The sequence below is a fragment of the Bradyrhizobium sp. 6(2017) genome (genome assembly GCF_011058295.2).
GTDB classification, from domain to species: Bacteria; Pseudomonadota; Alphaproteobacteria; order Rhizobiales; family Xanthobacteraceae; genus Bradyrhizobium; species Bradyrhizobium septentrionale.
Window position 1 is genome coordinate 4,747,908 of the sequence record NZ_CP049289.2, and the last position, 18,668, is coordinate 4,766,575.

The window sequence follows — 18,668 nt, forward strand, 5'->3', positions numbered from 1 at the left end:
CTTAACGCGCTTTGTCTGGCGGAAGCGATCAAAATGCTTCCCGAATGTGGCGCGCGCGGATCTCAGGGGACACATAGAGTCGCGCGAGCTCTTTCGTGTTTCTTCGTGGGCAAGTTATGGACCAGCATATAAAAGACCCGTCGATCGTCGCGCCCGAGCCGGTCAGGCGAACGTCGCGCGGCCGAGGGATTTTGACCGGATTTCTCGTGCTGGCGGTGCTTGCCGGCATCGTCTGGTGGACGCGCCAGCAAAGCCCGCCGCAACAGGCCGGCGGCGGCCGCAATGCCGGGCCGATGTCGATCGTGCCGGAGACCGTCGGCAAGGGCGATATCGGCGTCAGCCTCAATGCGCTGGGCACCGTGACGTCGCTCGCCACCGTGACGATCAGGAGCCAGATCAGCGGCTACCTGATGAAGATCGATTTCAAGGAGGGCGACGAGGTCAAGAAGGGCGACCTGATCGCCGAGATCGATTCGCGGCCCTATGAGGCGACGCTGGCGCAGGCCAAGGGCACTCTGGCGCGCGACGAGGCGCAGCTGAAGGGTGCCCAGGTCGATCTCACCCGCTACCAGAACCTCGCCACGCAGAACGCGGTGCCGCACCAGACGCTCGACACCCAGGTCGCGCTGGTCGCGCAGTATCAGGGCACTGTCGAAGCCGACCGCGCCTCGGTGAAGTCCGCCGAGGTGAATTTGCAATATTGCCACATCGTGTCGCCGATCAACGGACGCGTGGGCCTGCGCCAGGTCGACCTCGGCAACTATGTGACGCCGGGCGACACCAACGGCCTTGTCGTGATCACGCAGCTCGAGCCGATCAGCGTGCTGTTCACGCTGCCGGAGGACAATCTGCAGGCGGTCGCCAAGCGGCTGAAGGAAGGCGCCGTGCTGCCGACTGCGGCCTATGACCGCAGCAGCGCCAACAAGCTCGCCGACGGATCGCTGCAGACCTTCGACAGCCAGATCGACGCGACCACCGGCACGATCAAGCTGCGCGCCCAGTTCGAGAACGACAAGCGCACGCTGTATCCGAACCAGTTCGTCAACATCCGCCTGCTGCTCGATACCCACAAGGACGCCACCACGATGCCGACCGCCGGCATCCAGCGCGGCGTCCCCGGCACCTTTGTCTATCTCGTCAACGCCGACAGCACGGTCTCGGTGCGCCCGGTCAAGCTCGGCGTCACCGACGGCGACCGGGTCGAGGTGCTCACGGGGCTGGTGCCCGGCGACCGCATCGTGATCGATGGCGCCGACAAGTTGCGCGAGGGCGCCAAGGTGATCGTGCGCTCCGCCGCCGATGCCGCGAACCCGGCCGCTGCGGCCAAGGGCGCGGCGACGGGTGGCGCGAACGGCGCGGCGATGGGAGATAGCAAGGGCGGCGCCGAACCCGACAAGGCGGGAGGCGGCCACCGCAAGCGTTCCGAGGACGGGCAGACGAAATGAACCCGTCTCGGCCATTCATCCTGCGGCCGGTGGCGACGACCCTGATGATGATTGCCATCATGCTGTCGGGCATGCTGGCGTTCAGATTCCTGCCCGTCGCGGCGCTGCCGGAAGTCGACTATCCGACCATCCAGGTGCAGACCTTCTATCCGGGCGCGAGCCCCGACGTGATGACCTCGTCGGTGACGGCGCCGCTCGAGGTGCAGTTCGGCCAGATGCCGAACTTGAACCAGATGAGCTCGGTGAGCTCGGCCGGCTCGTCGGTGATCACGCTGCAGTTCGGCCTGTCGATCTCGCTCGACGTCGCCGAGCAGGAGGTGCAGGCCGCGATCAATGCCGCGGGCAATCTGTTGCCGTCGGACCTGCCGGCGCCGCCGATCTACGCCAAGGTCAACCCGGCCGACGCGCCGATCCTCACGCTCGGCCTGACCTCGAAGACCATGCCGCTGACGCAGGTCAACGATTTCGTCGACACGCGGCTGGCGCAGAAGATCTCGCAGCTGCCTGGTGTCGGCCTCGTCAGCATCAGCGGCGGCCAGCGGCCCGCGGTGCGCATCCAGGCCGACATCCGCAAGCTCGCGGCCTATGGCCTCAACATCGACGATCTCCGCACCACGCTCGGCAACGCCAATGTCAACACGCCGAAGGGCAATTTCGACGGCGCGATGCGCGCCTACACCATCAACGCCAACGACCAGATCCGCAATGCCAGCGACTACCGGTCGCTGATCATCGCCTACAAGAACGGCTCGCCGGTCCGGCTCAGCGACGTCGGCAACGTCATCGACGGCGCGCAGAACGACAAGCTCGGCGCCTGGATGAACGAGACGCCGGCGATCATCCTCAACATCCAGCGCCAGCCCGGCGCCAACGTCATCTCGGTGGTCCAGGGCATCAAGGCGCTGCTGCCGCAGCTCCAGGCCACGCTGCCGGCCGCGATCGACCTCAACATCCTGACCGACCGGACCGTCACGATCCGCGCCTCGGTCCGCGACGTCGAGTATGAGCTGTCGCTCGCGGTCGTCCTGGTCGTGCTGGTGATCTTCGTGTTCCTGCGCTCGACCCGCGCCACGCTGATCCCGAGCCTGTCGGTGCCGCTGTCGCTGGTCGGCACGCTCGGGGCGATGTATCTGTTCGGCTTCAGCCTGAACAATCTGTCGCTGATGGCGCTGACGATCGCGACCGGCTTCGTGGTCGACGACGCCATCGTCGTGATCGAGAACATCTCGCGCTACATCGAGGAGGGCGAAACGCCACTTGAGGCGGCGCTGCGCGGCTCCGAGCAGATCGGCTTCACCATCATCTCGCTGACGGTGTCGCTGATCGCGGTGCTGATCCCGCTGCTGTTCATGGGCGATGTCGTCGGCCGCCTGTTCCGCGAATTCGCGATCACGCTGTCGGTCACGATCCTGATCTCCGCCGTGGTGTCGCTGACACTGGTGCCGATGGCCTGCGCCAAGCTCCTGAAGCCGGAAAGCATGACACGCGAGAACACCTTCCAGCGGCTCAGCCGGGAAGGGTTCGATTACGTCATCGCGATCTATGCCCGGATGCTCAACTGGGTGCTGGATCGCCAGACGCTGGTGCTGTTGGTCGCGCTCGCCACCTTTGGGCTGACCGCGCTGCTCTACATCGTCATCCCCAAGGGCTTCTTTCCACTGCAGGACACCGGCGTGATCCAGGCGATCTCGGAGGCGCCGCAATCGGTGTCCTATGCTGCGATGGCTGAGCGGCAGCAGCGGCTCGCCAGCGCGATCCTGAAGGATCCGGACGTGGAAAGTCTGTCGTCCTTCATCGGCGTCGACGGCACCAACACCACGCTCAACAGCGGCCGTATCCTGATCAATCTGAAGCCGCATGAGCAGCGCAAGGCCGGCGTCGCGACGATCATGGACCGGATCAAGGCGAGCACGGCCGCGCTGACCGGCATCACGCTCTATATGCAGCCGGTCCAGGACCTCACCATCGAGGGCACGGTGAGCCGGACGCAGTACCAATTCATCCTGCAGGACGCCGATCCGAACGAGCTCGCGGAATGGACGCCGAAGCTGGTCGACAAGCTCAGGGAATTGCCTGAACTAAGCGACGTCACAAGCGACATCTCGGCGCAGGGGCTCTCGGTGTTTGTGGACATCGACCGCGACCAGGCCGCGCGGTTCGGCATTACGCCGGCCACCATCGACAACGCTCTGTACGATTCCTACGGCCAGCGCATCGTCTCCACCGTGTTCACCAATTCGAACCAGTACCGCGTGATCCTGGAGGCCGACCCGTCGCTGCAGAATTCGCTGGACTCGCTGTCGTCGATCTATCTGCCGTCATCGGTGGGCTCGACGCCGGTGCCGCTGTCGGTGATGGCCAAGATGCGGGTCGAGACCGCGCCGCTGCAGGTATCGCATCTCGGCCAATTCCCTTCGGCAACCGTCTCGTTCAATCTGGCGCCGGGCGCCTCGCTCGGCGGCGCGGTGACCGCGATCAAGCAGGCGCAGGCCGACATCAACCAGCCGCTCGGCATGATCACGAGCTTCCAGGGCGCGGCGCTGGCGTTCCAGTCGTCGCTCTCAAATCAGCTGTTTCTGATTCTGGCCGCGATCATCACGGTCTATATCGTGCTCGGCGTGCTCTATGAGAGCTTCATCCATCCGCTGACCATCCTCTCCACGCTGCCCTCGGCCGGCATCGGCGCGTTGCTGGCGCTGATGATGGCCGGGCAGGATCTCACGATCATTGCGATCATCGGCATCATCCTCTTGATCGGTATCGTGAAGAAGAACGCGATCATGATGATCGACTTCGCGCTCGATGCCGAGCGCAACGAGGGCAAGCCGCCGCGCGAGGCGATCTACCAGGCCTGCCTGTTGCGGTTCCGGCCGATCATCATGACGACGATGGCCGCAGTGCTCGGCGCGCTGCCGCTGATGCTCGGCAGCGGCGCCGGCTCCGAGCTGCGGCATCCGCTCGGCATCTCCATCGTCGGCGGCCTTTTGCTCAGTCAGCTGCTGACGCTGTTCACGACGCCGGTGATCTATCTCTGGTTCGATCGCCTCGCGCTGCGGTTTGCCGGGCGGTCGGACGAGGTCGGCGAGGCGAGCGAGTCGCGTTGAACCATGGATCCGTCAACGCCCTTCATCCGCCGGCCCGTCGCAACCACGTTGTTGACCTTCGGACTTGCGGCCGCCGGCATTGTCGCGTTCTTCAAGCTGCCGGTGTCGCCGCTGCCGCAGGTGGATTTTCCGACCATCTCGGTGCAGGCGACGCTGCCCGGCGCCAGCCCGCAGGACGTCGCGACCACGGTCGCCAGCCCGCTGGAGCGGCATCTCGGCCAGATCGCCGACGTCAGCGAGATGACGTCGTCGAGCTCGGTCGGCCAAACCCGGATCACGCTGCAGTTCAACCTCAATCGTGACATCGACGGCGCGGCGCGCGACGTGCAGGCCGCGATCAACGCGGCGCGGGCCGATCTGCCGACCAGCCTGCGCAGCAATCCGACCTACCGCAAGGTCAATCCGGCCGACGCGCCGATCCTGATCCTGACCCTGACGTCGGACACGCTGACGCGCGGCGCTCTCTACGATGCCGCGTCCACGGTGCTGGCGCAGAAGCTGTCGCAGGTCGAGGGCATCGGCGAGGTCGTGGTCGGCGGCAGCTCGCTGCCCGCCGTCCGCGTCGACCTGATCCCGCAGGCGCTCTACAAATACGGCATCGGGCTGGAGGATGTCCGGGCGGCGCTGTCGAGTGCCAACGCCCACAGCCCGAAGGGCGGCATCGATGTCGGCGACCAGCGCTACCAGGTCTATGCCAACGACCAGGCCAACAAGGCCGACGACTACAAGCCGCTGATCGTGGCCTATCGCAATGGCGCGCCGGTCCGCGTCTCCGATGTCGGCGAGGTGACCGACGGCGTCGAGAATTTGCGCAACGCCGGGCTCGCCAACGGCAAGCCCGCGGTGCTGCTCATCCTCTACCGCCAGCCGAACGCCAACATCATCAGTACCGTTGACCTGGTGAAGGGGCTGATGCCGCAGCTGCAAGCCTCGATTTCGCCGGCGATCGACATCGGCCTTGCCGTGGACCGCTCGACCACCATCCGCACCTCGCTCAGGGACGTGGAGCGGACCCTCGTCCTGGCCGTGCTGCTGGTCATCATCGTGGTGTTCGCGTTCCTGCGCAGTGCGCGCGCCACATTCATTCCCGTCGTGGCGGTCTCGGTGTCGCTGGTTGCAACCTTCGGGGCGATGTACCTGTTCGGCTACAGCCTGGATAATCTGTCCCTGATGGCGCTGACGGTCGCGACCGGCTTCGTGGTCGACGATGCCATCGTGGTGCTGGAGAACGTGACCCGCTACATCGAGGACGGCTTGAGCCCGCTCGAGGCGGCGTTGAAGGGCGCCAACGAGGTCGGCTTCACGGTGCTGTCGATGAGCATCTCGCTGATCGCGGTGTTCATCCCGATCCTGCTGATGCAGGGCATCGTCGGCCGGCTGTTCCGCGAATTTGCGATGACGATCTCGATCTCGATCCTGATCTCGCTCGCGGTCTCGCTCTCGACCACGCCGATGATGTGCGCGGTACTGCTCAAGCCGGACAAAGGCGGCCACGGGCGGCTCTATTGGGCCAGCGAGCGCTTCTTCGAGGCGATGCTGAATTTCTACCGCAGGACGCTGACCGCAGCGCTGGCGCATCCGCAGTCGGTGATGCTGATCTTGGCGGCGGTGTTCGGCCTCAACTTCTATCTCTACGACGTGATTCCGAAGGGCTTCTTCCCGCAGCAGGATACCGGGCGGCTGGTCGGCTCGATCCAGGCCGACCAGAGCGTCTCGTTCCAGCTGATGCAGCAGAAGCTCGCGCAGTTCGTCGGCATCATCAAGCGCGATCCGGCGGTGGAGACGGTGGTCGGCTTTACCGGCGGCGGGCAAACCAATTCCGGCTTCGTGTTCGTCTCGCTGCGTCCGCTCGACCAGCGCAAGATCGGCGCCGACGGCGTGATCTCGCGGCTGCGGCGTGAGATGTCGGTGGTGCCCGGCGCGAGCCTGTTCCTGCAGGCGGTGCAGGACATCAGGGTCGGCGGACGGCAGTCCAACGCGCAGTATCAGTACACGCTGCAGGGATCGACGCTGGAGGAGCTCAATGAATGGACGCCGAAGATCGCGGCGGCCCTGCAGCGCGATCCGAACCTGGCCGACGTCAACAGCGACCAGCAGAACAAGGGCCTGGAGTCCGATCTCGTGATCGACCGCGACGCCGCGGCGCGGCTCGGCATCACGGTCAGCCAGATCGACAACACCCTCTACGACGCCTTCGGCCAGCGGCAGGTGTCGACCATCTATGTCGCGCGCAACCAGTACCACGTCATCATGGAGGTCGCGCCGCGCTATTGGCAGAACCCGCAGACGCTAAAGGACGTTTATATCAGCACGTCGGGCGGATCGGTCGGCGGCTCGCAGGCCACCAACGCGGTGGCGGGCACGGTGGCGGCGCCGGGGACCTCAAGCGCCGCCAATTCGGCCAATGCCCAGGCCGCACGCAATCAGGCCACCAATTCGATCGGGTCGACCGGGAAGGGCGTGGCCTCGACCGGTTCGGCCGTCTCTACCAGCAGCGAGACCATGATCCCGCTGTCGGACGTCGCCGCCTTCAAAGAGGGCGCGACGCCGCTTGCGGTCAATCACCAGGGCCTCCTGGTCGCCAACACGATCTCGTTCAACCTGCCGCCAAACGTGTCGCTGAGCACCGCGGTCGGAAGCATCGAGGCGACCATGAACCGGATCGGCGTCCCGGCCACGATCCGCGGCACCTTCCAGGGCTCTGCGAAGGCGTTCCAGGATTCGCTCGCCAACCAGCCATTCCTGATCCTGGCAGCGCTGGTGACGATCTACATCGTGCTGGGCGTGCTCTACGAAAGCTTCGTTCATCCGCTGACAATCCTGTCGACATTGCCGTCGGCGGGTGTGGGCGCCTTGCTGGCGCTGATGGCATTCAAGACCGAGTTCAGTATCATGGCGCTGATCGGCGTCATCCTGCTGATCGGCATTGTGAAGAAGAACGCCATCATGATGATCGACTTTGCGCTGGAGGCAGAACGCAAGCGCGGGCTGGAGCCGCTCGAGGCCATCAGAGAGGCATGCCTGCTGCGCTTCCGACCGATCATGATGACGACGATGGCTGCGCTGCTCGGCGCGGTGCCGCTCGCCATCGGCATGGGCGATGGCGGCGAGCTGCGGCAGCCGCTCGGCATCGCCATCGTCGGCGGCCTGATCCTGAGCCAGGTCCTGACCCTCTATACGACGCCGGTCATCTACCTCTATCTCGACCGGTTCCGCTTGTGGGCCCAGCGCGTCCGCCGCGGCGGCGCCATGCGGACGCCGGGCTCCTCACTTCAACCGGGCGAGTAAATGCCGACAGTTGCAGCGTTGCGAAATCTTCAGGTGTTGCGGAAACCGGTCCGGTTGCTGCGCGTAGGGGCGTTCGGCGGCCTCAGCCTTGGTCTGAGCCTTGGCCTCTCCGGGTGCATTCCCGGGGCGGAGAAGCCCGAGCTCAGTCTCGAAGTGCCAGCGAGCTATCGCGCCGCCGCCAAGGGCGATGTCGACGCGGCAGTTCCGGCGCTTGCCTGGTGGCGCGGTTTCCGCTCGCCCGAATTGATCGGGCTGATGGAGTCCGCGCAGCTCTATAATCTCGACATCGCGGTGGCGATCGCCCAGATCGTGCAGGCCGATGCCCAGGTCGGCGTCTCCGGCGCGGCGCTGCTGCCGTCGATCTCCGGATCGGCCAATGCCGAGCGTCAGCGTGTGGCCACGGGATCGAGTTCGTCGCTCGGCGGGAGCGGGACGTTCTCGCAATACAGCCTGGGGCTGAGCGCGAGCTATATCGTCGATTTCTGGGGCAAGAACCGCGCCACGCTATCGGCGTCGGAGGAGAGCGCCACCAGTGCCCGCTACAATCGCGAGGTGGTCGCGCTGACCACGATGGCAACGGTTGCCAATACCTATTTCCAGGTGCTGGCGGCACAGGACCAGATCAAGGCCACCCGGCGCAATCTGGCGGCGGCAGAGCGCATCCTCGCTTTGATCAAGTCGCAGTTCGCCGGCGGCACCGCCTCGCAGCTCGATCTGTCGCAGCAGGAGGCGCTGGTTGCCACGCAGCGCGCGGCGATCCCGCCGCTCGAGGTGACGGTCGGGCAGAACATCGCTTCGCTCGCCGTGCTGGTCGCGCGCGCGCCGGCCAATTTCACGGTGCGCGGCGGCAGCACCACGCAAATCGCGGTGCCGCGCGTGACCCCGGGAATGCCGTCGGAACTGCTCTATCAGCGGCCTGACGTGCGCCAGGCCGAGGCGCAGCTCGCATCCTCCAATTTCAGCGTCGACGCGGCGCGCGCGGCGTTCTTCCCGCAGATCCAGCTGACCGGCACCACCGGCTTCCAGAGCGTGGCGCTGGCCTCGCTGTTTGCACCGGGCGGCTGGTACTACACGCTTGCCGCCGGGCTGACGCAGCCGCTGTTCGACGGCTTCCTGCTCGAAAGCCAGCTCAAGCTCGCCAAGGGCCAGCAATTGCAATTCCTCCAGGCCTATCGCAAGGCGGTGCTGTCGGCCTTCGCCGATGTCGAGAAGGCGCTGATCGCGCTGCAACAGTTCACGCTGCAGGAGCGGCTGCAGTCCGACGTGGTGGCGAGCTCACGCAAGGCGTTCGAGGTCTCCGAGACGCAGCTGCGCGGTGGCACGGTCAATCTCATCACCGTGCTGCAGACGCAGCAGACGCTGTTTACGGCTGAACTGAACCTGGTCACGGTGAGGCTCAACAAGCTGCTCGCCGCGAGCAGCCTGTTCCAGGCGCTCGGCGGCGGCTGGACGCCCGCCGGCACGCTTGCGGCGGCGGTGCAATGAGGTCGGTCATGCAGCGGTTCGTCACACTCGTCGTCGTTACCCTCGTCATCGCGCTGGGCGCGCCGCTCGGCACAGCCCGGGCACAGCAACGCGCAGCGAACGGCGTTCCGCTTGCCTTCGGCATGAGCGCCGACCAGGCCAGCCAATCGCTGGGCGTTCCCCTGAATTACGTTCGCGGCACGCCGGGCAATGAATTGTTCGTCGCGCTGCCCAATGTCAGGGGCAGCGTGCTGTCGAGGCGCAGCGACGGGCTCTATCTGCAATTCGGCAAGGGTCGCCTGATCGCCTGGAAGGGCGACTGGGGGACCAATCCGCAATGAGGGTTTTGGCCATGACTGCCATCAGAGGACTGATCGCCTGCGCCGTCATCGCGCTCGGCGCGGCCGCGGCGTCGGCACAGGAGCGGCCGCTGCGCTACGGCAACACCGGCGGCGCGTATTTCGACGGCCGGGACGACGACCGCGATTTTCGCAGCAACGGCTATTTCCCGGGCAGCTTTGCCGCCGATCCCTTCAGCGCAGGGTTCGGGGCGGCGGGCCTGTTCGGCTCGACGCCGTGGCACTCTGCGCGGCCGTATCCGTCGCAGGTGATCTTTGGCACGCCGTGTCAGGATTGCCGCCAGTACCGGACGCGGCGGCACCGCGACAGGCAGGATTGAGAGGCGGGTGTTTTAGCCCTGAATACGCACAAGCTCGTCGATGATGCGCGGCTTCATCCAGCCGACCTTGTCGACGATCTCCTGGCGCAGCGTGTCCTTCTCCGTCTCATATTGTTCGCGCGTGATGCCGCCTTCGCCGCCGGTGGCCGTGACGCCGTATAATTCCAGCGCAGCCTCGTGGCGCGCCTTCCATGCGGTCACGTGCTTGGCCACGACGTCGGTGACGGCAGGCACGGTGCCGGGATGGCCGGCGATGCCGCACATTTGCCTGGTGCGCTCGTCTGCCGCCAACATCAGCACGTTCCAGTCGTCGAAGCCGATCAGGTTCATGCTCGCATAGAGGAAGGCGCCATCCTCGCCGTCCCAGATCGTGTGGTCGATCACCAGGAAGGGGACGGCGCGGCAGTAGCCGTAGCGGGCGGTCATGTCGCGGTTGAAGGCTTCAGAGCGTTCATCGAGCCGCTTTTTCGCCGCGGCGAACATCGCGACGTAGTCTTCCGCCGTCTTTCTGATATTGCGCGGATCGTCGGGGTTGAAGCCGAGATCGCGCAGCATCGCACCGACCTTCGGATCGTCCCAGATCTCCTTGGGAAAGACCCGCGTCACGCCATCCGCGTCCGGTGTCGGACGCATCAATTCCTGGAGTTCGCCCAGGGTGTGCTGCTTCTTCCCGAAGGTGATCCTGCGCCCGAACATGGGTAGCGCCTCCTGCCAAGCTGGTGGCGGGATTTTGGCAATCAACGTCGATTTGTTTCTTAATTGGCCGGAAGGACGATGTCCCGATCGAACAACAGGATGACGCAGCCGTTAAATCAAACGCGACAAATCGATCGAATCCGCCGCCTCCGGCGGCCTAATTTGCGGCGACACTCGTCGATTTCGCCAGCGCCGGGCTGACGCGGGCGAACCGCAGCACGAAGCGGGTGCCCTTGTGGTTCGGGTCGCGCTCGACGCTGGCGTCGAGCTTGGCGGCCATTGCGGTGACGATGCGCTGGCCCATGCCGGTGCCGCGCGGGTCGGCCATGTCGGAAAAACCGACGCCGTCATCGCTGATCGCGAGTTGCAAATCGTCGGCCTGCGGCTTCAGCTCGACATGGATCGGACCGGCGCCATCGGGATAGGCGTATTTCACGGCGTTCATCACCAGTTCGTTGACGATGATGCCGATCGCGACCGCGCGGTCGGGGTCGATCTCGATCGGGGCGGCCTTCAGCGTCAGCCGCGACATCTTGTTGCCTTCGGCCGAGCGCCTGAGATCCTCGAGCAGCGCCTCGAGATACTGGTTGAGCATCACCGTCTTGAAGTCGTGCGAGGTATAGAGGCGGCGGTGCACCTGCGCGACCGCGGCGACGCGGCCCATGGCGTTGGTGAGCGCCGCCTTGACGTCCTGCTGGCTCGCGGAATTGGCCTGCAGATGCAGCAGCGATGCGATGATCTGCAGCGAATTGCCGACGCGATGATTGACCTCGCGCAGCAGAACCTCGCGCTCGGCGGCGAGCGCGGCGTAGCGGTCGCGCGAGGCGTGGACCTCGGCCTCGGCCTCGTCGCGCGCCTTCTGGATCGCGGCCTGCCGGATCGCGCCGTTCACCGCGACCTGGAGCAGGGGAATGAAATCGCCCCTCGCGTCCTTGACCAGATAGTCGGCCGCGCCGGCCTTCAGCGCAGTGACCGCGATCGCCGAATCCTGCGAGGCGGTGACGAACACCACCGGCGGCGCGTCCGCGATCTTGAGAATCTGCTCCAGCGTCTCCAGCCCATCGAGGCCGGGCATAACCTGGTCGAGCGCGACGACGTCGATGCCGCCCGTGGCGAGCCGGTCGAGACCTTGCTGGCCGCCTGCGGCGTGCACGACCTTGAAGCCCGCGCGCGTCAGGCCGCGTTCGACCAGGCGCGCCAGCGCCGCGTCGTCGTCGATATAGAGCAGTGTCGGCGTTTCGCTGGTCATATGGAAGCTGGCGGCACCTGAATCACGGAAAAGAACAGGCCTAGCTGGCGAATGGCGTTGGCAAAGCTTTCGTAGTTCACCGGCTTGGTGATGTAGACGTTGCAACCGAGTTCGTAGCAACGCTTGATCTCCTGGGAGTCGTCCGTCGTGGTCAGCACGACCACCGGCGTCGCCTTGAGATACTTGTTCTCCTTGACCCGACGCAGAATATCGATGCCGCTCGTGTCAGGCAGATTGAGATCAAGCAGGATGAGCAGGGCCTGGCCCTTGCGCTCGACCGCGCTGCCATCCTTGCCGAACAGGTAGTTCACGGCCTCTGTACCGTTGGTGAACGGGATGATCTCATTGTTGACACCTGAGCGCCGGATATTGCGCTCAATCAGGCGGGCATGGCCCTCGTCGTCCTCGATCATGATGATGGTGACTGGATCGCTCATGATTCCTTATCCCGTTGCTTTCCTGACCAATTGACCGGCAGCGTCACGGTGAATGTGCTGCCGCTGTGAAGTTCCGATGCTACCGACATGGTGCCGCCCAGTCTGCGCACAAGTGCGCGGACATGGGCAAGCCCGATGCCCTGACCGGGCTTGTCCTGGGTTCCGGCGCGGCGGAACAGATCGAAGATGCGCTGGTGGTCCTTCGGATCGATGCCGCGGCCGTTGTCCGTGACCTCGAAGATCGCGAAGCCGAGCTTGGTGCGGCCCTCGATCGCGATCTCGCCGGGGACGCCGTCCTTGAGATATTTGAGTGCGTTGTCGATCAGATTGGAGAAGATCTGCTCCAGCGCGAGGCGGTCGCTGACGAGGTTGGGCAGCGCGCCGACCTCGATGGTCGCATTGGCCTCGACCGCCTGATGGGCGACCGTCTTGACGATGCCGTCGATCAGCTCGCGAAGGTCGATCCGTTCGGCCTTGAACTCGCGGCGGCCCTCGCGGGTGAGGTTGAGGATCGCACTGATCAGGCGGTCCATCTTGGCGATCGACGACTTGATGAAGCCGAGCGACTCGTTGAAATCGTCGGATAGCTGCTTGTCGGAGCCTTCGAGCTCGGGCTCGGCCACGTCGGTGGCGTCTTCCATCGCCGGCGCCAGCGACACGAAGCGATTGAGCGTGGCGATGCGCTTGAAGATGTCGCCGCGCAATTCCTCCAGCTCGCTGGTGAAACCCATGATGTTGACCAGCGGCGAACGCAAATCGTGGCTGACGATATAGGCGAAGCGCTGGATTTCCTCGTTGGCCTCGCGCAGGTCGGCGGTGCGCTCGTCGACGATGGTCTCGAGATTGACGTTGCTGTCGCGCAGCCTGGCCTCGGCCTCGTCACGGGCCCGCGAGGATTGCCGCAGCAGCACGAGCGAGAGGGCGGCGAGCGCCAGCACCATGCAGGAGCCTGCGATCGTGACGGAGGAGGCCAGTACCTGGGTCCTGTCCGCGGTCGCGGTGCGCATCGCCAGCAGGCGATCCTCCTCGGTGCGCAAGTCGCGGCCGATCCGGGCGATCGCCTCCACCGCCTCGGTCGATGTGCCCTTGCGCAGGATGTCGATGCTGGTCGCGACGTCGTTATTCTTGACGCGCTCGATGCCGAGCGCGAACTCGGCCAGCCGTTGCTCGACCGCGGCCTTGAGCTTCGCGGCGTTGGCGACCTGCGCGGGATTATCGACGGTCATCATCTGGAGATGATTGAGCGCGGCCGGGATTCCCGCCGCAGCCGACTGGTACTCGGACAGGTATGGTGGTGCCGACGTCAGCAGATACGCCCTGGTCGCGCTTTCAGCGCGCCTGATGTCAACCAGCAGGTTGGCGACTTGGCTTTCGACCTCGACGGTATGCACCACCCAGGAATTGTCCTCGCGCGCCTTGTTGACGAGGAAAACCGAAGCCACGCTGATCGCGACCAGCACGAAAAATCCCGCCGAAAGCAGCAGGATCTGCAGCGTAGACCTGCGTCGTGAAACCGGTGTCACGGCGCTCTCGTCCCGGGAGTGGGATTCTTGGGAGGGGGATTCTTGGGAGTGGGATTCAATGCGTCCCCGTGGAAAGCCAATAACCCTTAGTACGCTTGAACAGGGCGCTGGGTTCCACGGAGTTCCGAACTATTTCGGGGCGTCCGATGGCTGGCCGGCGAGGTACTGCTCCAGCCAGTGAATGTGGTAGTCGCCTTCGATGATGTCGGGCTCGCGCACCAGTGCGCGGAACAGCGGCAGCGTCGTCTCGATGCCCTCGACCACCATCTCGTCCAGTGCACGGCGCAGCCGCATCAGGCACTCGCCGCGGGTCTTGCCGTGCACGATCAGCTTGCCGACCAGCGAGTCGTAGTAGGGCGGGATCACGTAACCTTGGTAGACGGCGGAATCGATCCGCACGCCGAGGCCGCCCGGCGGATGGTATTGGGTGATCCGTCCCGGCGAGGGACGGAAGGTCTCCGGGTTCTCCGCATTGATGCGGCACTCGATGGCGTGGCCGATGATCGCGATGTCGCTCTGCTTGGCCGGAAGGTCGCCGCCGGCCGCAATCCGGATCTGCTCCAGCACCAGATCGATATCGGTGATGCTTTCGGTGACGGGATGCTCGACTTGGATACGCGTGTTCATTTCGATGAAATAGAACTCGCCGTCCTCGTAGAGGAATTCGATGGTGCCGACGCCGAGATACTTCATGTCCCGCATCGCCTTGGCGCAGGTCTCGCCGATCCTGGCGCGCGCGGCCGCCGCGAGCACCGGCGAGGGGCCTTCCTCCCAGACCTTCTGGTGACGCCGCTGCAGCGAGCAGTCGCGCTCGCCGAGATGGATGGCGCCGCCGCGGCCGTCGCCGAGAATCTGGATCTCGATGTGGCGCGGCTTCTGCAGGTATTTCTCCAGATAGACCGAGGCGTCGCCGAACGCCGACTTGGCCTCGTTGGCCGCGGTCGAGAGCGCGAGCGCGAGGTCGGCCTCGGTGTGGGCGACCTTCATGCCGCGGCCGCCGCCGCCGGCAGCCGCCTTCACCAGCACCGGGAAGCCGATCTCCTTGGCGATCGCCATGGCGTCGTCGTCCGCCGTCACCGCGCCGTCGGAGCCGGGCACCACGGGAATGCCGAGGCGCTTGGCGGTCTTCTTGGCTTCGATCTTGTCGCCCATCAGGCGGATGTGCTCGGCCTTCGGTCCGATGAAGCCCAGATTGTGGTCGGCGAGGATCTCGGCGAAACGCGCGTTCTCGGACAGGAAGCCGTAGCCGGGATGCACGGCGTCGGCGCCGGTGATCTCGCAGGCTGCGAGCAGCGCCGGCACGTTGAGATAGGAATCCTTCGACGGCGGCGGACCGATGCACACGCTCTCGTCGGCGAGCCGCACATGCATGGCGTCGGCGTCGGCGGTGGAATGCACCGCGACGGTGGAGATGCCGAGCTCCTTGCAGGCGCGAAGCACGCGAAGCGCGATCTCGCCGCGATTGGCTATGAGGATCTTGTCAAACATCGCAGCGCCTGGTGTTGACGGAAGCTATTCAATGATGACGAGCGGCTCGCCGAATTCGACCGGCTGGCCGTCCTCGATGAGAATCTGCGTCACGGTGCCCGCGCGCGGCGACGGGATCTGGTTCATCGTCTTCATCGCCTCGATGATCAGAAGCGTCTGGCCGGCCGAGACCTTGGTGCCGACTTCAATGAACGGCTTGGCGCCCGGCTCAGGCGCCCAATAGGCGGTGCCGACCATCGGAGAGGGCACCGCGCCCGGGTGTTTTGCGAGGTCGGTCGCAGCCCCAGCAGCTGCCGGGACGGCCACGGCGGCCATCGCATGCACGGCGGGCACCGAGGCTGCGATGCTTATATTGCGTGCGACGCGGACGCGCAGGCCGGCACGCTCGATCTCGATCTCGGTCAGATTGGTCTCCGCGAGCAGCAGGGCGAGCTCGCGAATGAGCGCGCTGTCGTCGCTCTTGGATTTTGCCGTTGATTTGTCGTCTGGCTGGCGCGCCATGTTGTTTGATCCAAAATCTCTGTCTGATGACGGGGGACGTCAGGAGTGACGATTAAGCCTTTGCCTTGGCATCGGTCTTGGTACCGATCTTGGCACCAATCTTGGTGGCGAGGCCGATGATCGCAAGCCGGTAGCCATCGATGCCGAAGCCGCAGAGCGACGCGAACGCGGCTTTAGCAGTGAACGAGTGGTGCCGGAAGCTCTCGCGGGCGTGGATATTGCTGACATGGACCTCGACGGCGGGAATCTTGACCGCAACCAGCGCGTCATGCAGCGCGATCGAGGTATGGGAGTAACCGCCGGCATTGATGATGATGCCGACCGCCTTCTTGGCGTGGGCCTCATGGATGAAGTCGATCAGTTCACCCTCGCGGTTGGACTGCCGGCAGTCGGCGGCAAGTCCGAACTGGCGTGCGGTGTCCGCGCACAGCTTCTCGACGTCGGCGAGGGTGGCGTGGCCGTAGGTCTCCGGCTCGCGCGTCCCCAACAGATTGAGGTTCGGGCCGTTCAGCACATAGATCGTTCCGGCAGCAGCCATTCCAGGGGTTCCGGGCAAGGGTTCCGACAAGGGGTGGAGTGGGCCGGGTTATAGGTAACAACCGGCCGCAGGGGAAGTCTTTAGGTGAAATCGGAACGTCTTCAACAGCTTCCTCCGCCCTGTCAGGTAGCTGCCGTAACCCACGGAAATTGCTGATTAACCAAATCTGGTGGAAGGCGGCCTCCGCGGCCGCTCCTCCCAGCCATCCACTGCCGCGAGGGGCTGCGCCCGGACGCAAAACCCCGCCCCGAAGGGGCGGGGTCGAGAATGCGCGAGGGCGCTTAATGGCGCCCTCGCGCCGAGGCCGGCTTAGCCCTCGATGATGTAGACGATCTCGTGGGTCTCCGGCTGCACGATGATGTAGCGGCCGTGGACCAGGATGAACTCGTAACCGCGCCACTGCGGATAGATCGTCACCACCCGTTCCGGCACCGGGTAGAAGCGAACGTCGGCCGGGACGCGGGTGCCGACTGCGACGTTGAAGTTCACATTGGTGACCTCGGTGACGTGCTCCGACTTGATCGCGGTCGTGATCTGGCTGCGCTTCTCGGCCGGCGGAGCCGCGGTGGCCGACGTCGCCGCATTGCCGGTCGTGGTCTGCGTGCGGCTGGTGTCGTTGGTCTGCGCGCGGTTGGTGTCGGCCGGGCTCTTGGTCTGAGCGTTCTGGTTGGTCGTGGCGCCGCTCTTGTCGCGGCTCTCGGCGGCGTTGTTGCGATCGCGGCCGTCACGGCTTTCCGCGTTCATCTTGCCGCTCTTGTCGCGGCCCTCGGCCTTCATGTCCCTCGAGTCCTCCCTGGAGCCCTTGGTCGCGTCGTTCTCGGAGCTCATGCTCTTCGACTTCTGCGTGTTGTCCTGCGCACCCTTGGTGGCCGCGCCTGAGTTGTCGGACTCCGCACCCTTCGTGCTCGGGGATTCACCGGTCGTGGAATGCTCCGAACCCTTCATGCCGCCCGTATCACGCTGCATCGTGCCCGATGACGCGCCTCCGGACGGTGCGCTGTGCTGCATGGTCGCGCCACCGCCGGCCCCGGATTCCTTATTGGCGCCGCCGGCGCCCTGTGCATTCGCAAAGCCGGTGCCGGCGATCAGAGCCGCCGCGGCGACCGAAATCAGAAAGCGTTTAGACATCGTATTCCTCCTCGTGTGTCAGCATTGCCCGCGCCGACAACGAGAGAGGATGTGCGATGTTCCTGTTGATTTGCGGTTCCCCGCGGTTTGTTTGTTGTGTGAATGCGCGATGAACGCGCGCTTCAACCGCAGGCCCAGTCGAACTCCATGCTCGCAAGATCGAGCTGGCCGTTGCCGCCGCCGAAATTGAAGCCGCCGAAATGCTCCTCGATCTCGAGATAGGTCGCGCTGTATTTCGGCGTCCATTGATTCGGAAACATCGTGCCGCCGAGATGGTTGCGGCCGTGCAATCGCTCGAGGCCGCGCGCCTTGCCATCTTCGCCGTACGGCGCGATATAGTCGCCGAGCGCGCCCTTGTGCAGCAGATGGTCGCGCGGCGGCTTGCCGACATTGGGATCGCCGTCGCGCGGCGCAAGCGCGATGCCGTAGGCGTGGTGCCCGGTCTCGGGGACACGGCCGAACAGGCGGTACCAGTATCTCTTCTCCAGTTCGTCAACGCTGGTGGTGCGGCCGACCTGCGCATCGAACGCGGTGCGCGCCGCGCCCTTCTCGAGCCAGCGTGGCGGCGCATTGGCTTCCAGCAATGGATTGCCAGTCAGCTCCAGCGGCCGGCACAGCGGCCCCATGAACTCGGCATCCGTGAGCCAGATCGCCGCGAAATTGTGGTCGATGATGTCCTTCATCCGAAACTCCATCGGATGACGGTTCTGCCGATAGGCGAAGTACGGCAGCAGATGGCGATCGGCCGGACGCTCGATCGTCTCCGCGGCGAGATATTGCGCGACCGCATCGATCTCGTCGGGCTCGTCATATTGCTGGTCGGCGAACATCGCGAGCGCAACATAGGCGTCGCCCCTGGTGCGATATTGCACGGGAATGCGCAGCGTGAAGCAGTGCTGCATCGGAAAGCCGTCATGCGGACTGAGCGGCCATTGCTCGGTGCGAATGCCGGGCGGCAGGCCGTAGCACCAGCCGTGATCGTGTTCGGTGCCGCGCGGCGGTTCCGTCTTCAGCAGCGTGAGGTCGTAGCCAAGGGTTGGTGTAGTAAGGGTTGGTGGAGCAAGGGTTGGCGGGGCCAGGGGCATCGCGCGGCCTTCGTTGTTGGTGACGGCCCTTGGTTGCGGCGAG

The 18,668-nt window shown here is 65.1% G+C and carries 15 protein-coding genes; 6 read left to right on the top strand and 9 right to left on the bottom strand.

The features are described from left to right. Positions 1-116: 116 nt before the first annotated feature. Genes G6P99_RS22135 through G6P99_RS22160 form a run of 6 tightly spaced genes read left to right on the top strand, consistent with a single transcriptional unit; the run spans position 117 to position 9,980 of the window. Entirely contained in the window at positions 117-1,445 is a 1,329-nt protein-coding gene (locus G6P99_RS22135; RefSeq protein ID WP_051346441.1) for an MdtA/MuxA family multidrug efflux RND transporter periplasmic adaptor subunit, read from the top strand. Beyond that, positions 1,442-4,549 carry an MdtB/MuxB family multidrug efflux RND transporter permease subunit gene (locus G6P99_RS22140; RefSeq protein ID WP_029082173.1) on the top strand — a complete coding sequence of 1,036 codons (3,108 nt, stop codon included), beginning with the start codon at positions 1,442-1,444 and terminating at the stop codon, positions 4,547-4,549. Before G6P99_RS22135 ends, G6P99_RS22140 begins: the two co-directional genes overlap by 4 nt. Before the next feature lie 3 nt (positions 4,550-4,552). Beyond that, a complete protein-coding gene (locus G6P99_RS22145) occupies positions 4,553-7,837 on the top strand; it encodes an efflux RND transporter permease subunit (protein WP_165123425.1) in 3,285 nt (1,094 codons plus the stop codon). A 33-nt stretch (positions 7,838-7,870) separates the two neighbouring features. Then, positions 7,871-9,322, top strand: coding sequence for an efflux transporter outer membrane subunit (locus tag G6P99_RS22150; protein ID WP_029082171.1), 1,452 nt, complete (start codon positions 7,871-7,873; stop codon positions 9,320-9,322). Positions 9,323-9,330: 8 nt separating this feature from the next. After that, complete coding sequence (locus tag G6P99_RS22155; RefSeq protein ID WP_029082170.1) at positions 9,331-9,642, top strand: hypothetical protein; 312 nt, start codon at positions 9,331-9,333, stop codon at positions 9,640-9,642. 11 nt (positions 9,643-9,653) lie between these two features. Further along, positions 9,654-9,980, top strand: coding sequence for a BA14K family protein (locus G6P99_RS22160; RefSeq protein ID WP_245284731.1), 327 nt, complete (start codon positions 9,654-9,656; stop codon positions 9,978-9,980). A 12-nt stretch (positions 9,981-9,992) separates the two neighbouring features. On the opposite strand, the gene G6P99_RS22165 is transcribed toward G6P99_RS22160, so the two are convergent. The 9 genes from G6P99_RS22165 to G6P99_RS22205 form a co-directional block, all read right to left on the bottom strand. Then, positions 9,993-10,676: a hypothetical protein gene (locus tag G6P99_RS22165; RefSeq protein WP_165123427.1), complete on the bottom strand. Its 684-nt coding sequence runs from the start codon at positions 10,674-10,676 to the stop codon at positions 9,993-9,995. Between the two features lie 157 nt (positions 10,677-10,833). Beyond that, complete coding sequence (locus tag G6P99_RS22170) at positions 10,834-11,925, bottom strand: sensor histidine kinase (protein WP_029084200.1); 1,092 nt, start codon at positions 11,923-11,925, stop codon at positions 10,834-10,836. Beyond that, on the bottom strand, positions 11,922-12,362 hold the full coding sequence (locus G6P99_RS22175) for a response regulator (RefSeq protein ID WP_029084201.1): 441 nt from the start codon (positions 12,360-12,362) through the stop codon (positions 11,922-11,924). Before G6P99_RS22175 ends, G6P99_RS22170 begins: the two co-directional genes overlap by 4 nt. Continuing rightward, a complete protein-coding gene (locus G6P99_RS22180) occupies positions 12,359-13,885 on the bottom strand; it encodes a sensor histidine kinase (RefSeq protein ID WP_165123429.1) in 1,527 nt (508 codons plus the stop codon). Before G6P99_RS22180 ends, G6P99_RS22175 begins: the two co-directional genes overlap by 4 nt. 129 nt (positions 13,886-14,014) lie before the next feature. Further along, positions 14,015-15,373 (bottom strand): acetyl-CoA carboxylase biotin carboxylase subunit, encoded by a 1,359-nt coding sequence (gene accC / locus G6P99_RS22185; RefSeq protein ID WP_029084203.1) that lies wholly within the window; start codon positions 15,371-15,373, stop codon positions 14,015-14,017. 24 nt (positions 15,374-15,397) lie between these two features. Beyond that, positions 15,398-15,874 carry an acetyl-CoA carboxylase biotin carboxyl carrier protein gene (gene accB, locus G6P99_RS22190; RefSeq protein WP_029084204.1) on the bottom strand — a complete coding sequence of 159 codons (477 nt, stop codon included), beginning with the start codon at positions 15,872-15,874 and terminating at the stop codon, positions 15,398-15,400. A 52-nt stretch (positions 15,875-15,926) separates the two neighbouring features. Further along, entirely contained in the window at positions 15,927-16,412 is a 486-nt protein-coding gene (gene aroQ / locus G6P99_RS22195) for a type II 3-dehydroquinate dehydratase (RefSeq protein WP_029084205.1), read from the bottom strand. A gap of 309 nt (positions 16,413-16,721) precedes the next feature. Beyond that, positions 16,722-17,540, bottom strand: coding sequence for a DUF1236 domain-containing protein (locus tag G6P99_RS22200; RefSeq protein ID WP_029084206.1), 819 nt, complete (start codon positions 17,538-17,540; stop codon positions 16,722-16,724). A gap of 122 nt (positions 17,541-17,662) precedes the next feature. Then, a complete protein-coding gene (locus G6P99_RS22205; RefSeq protein ID WP_063618986.1) occupies positions 17,663-18,625 on the bottom strand; it encodes a hypothetical protein in 963 nt (320 codons plus the stop codon). Positions 18,626-18,668: the final 43 nt, after the last annotated feature.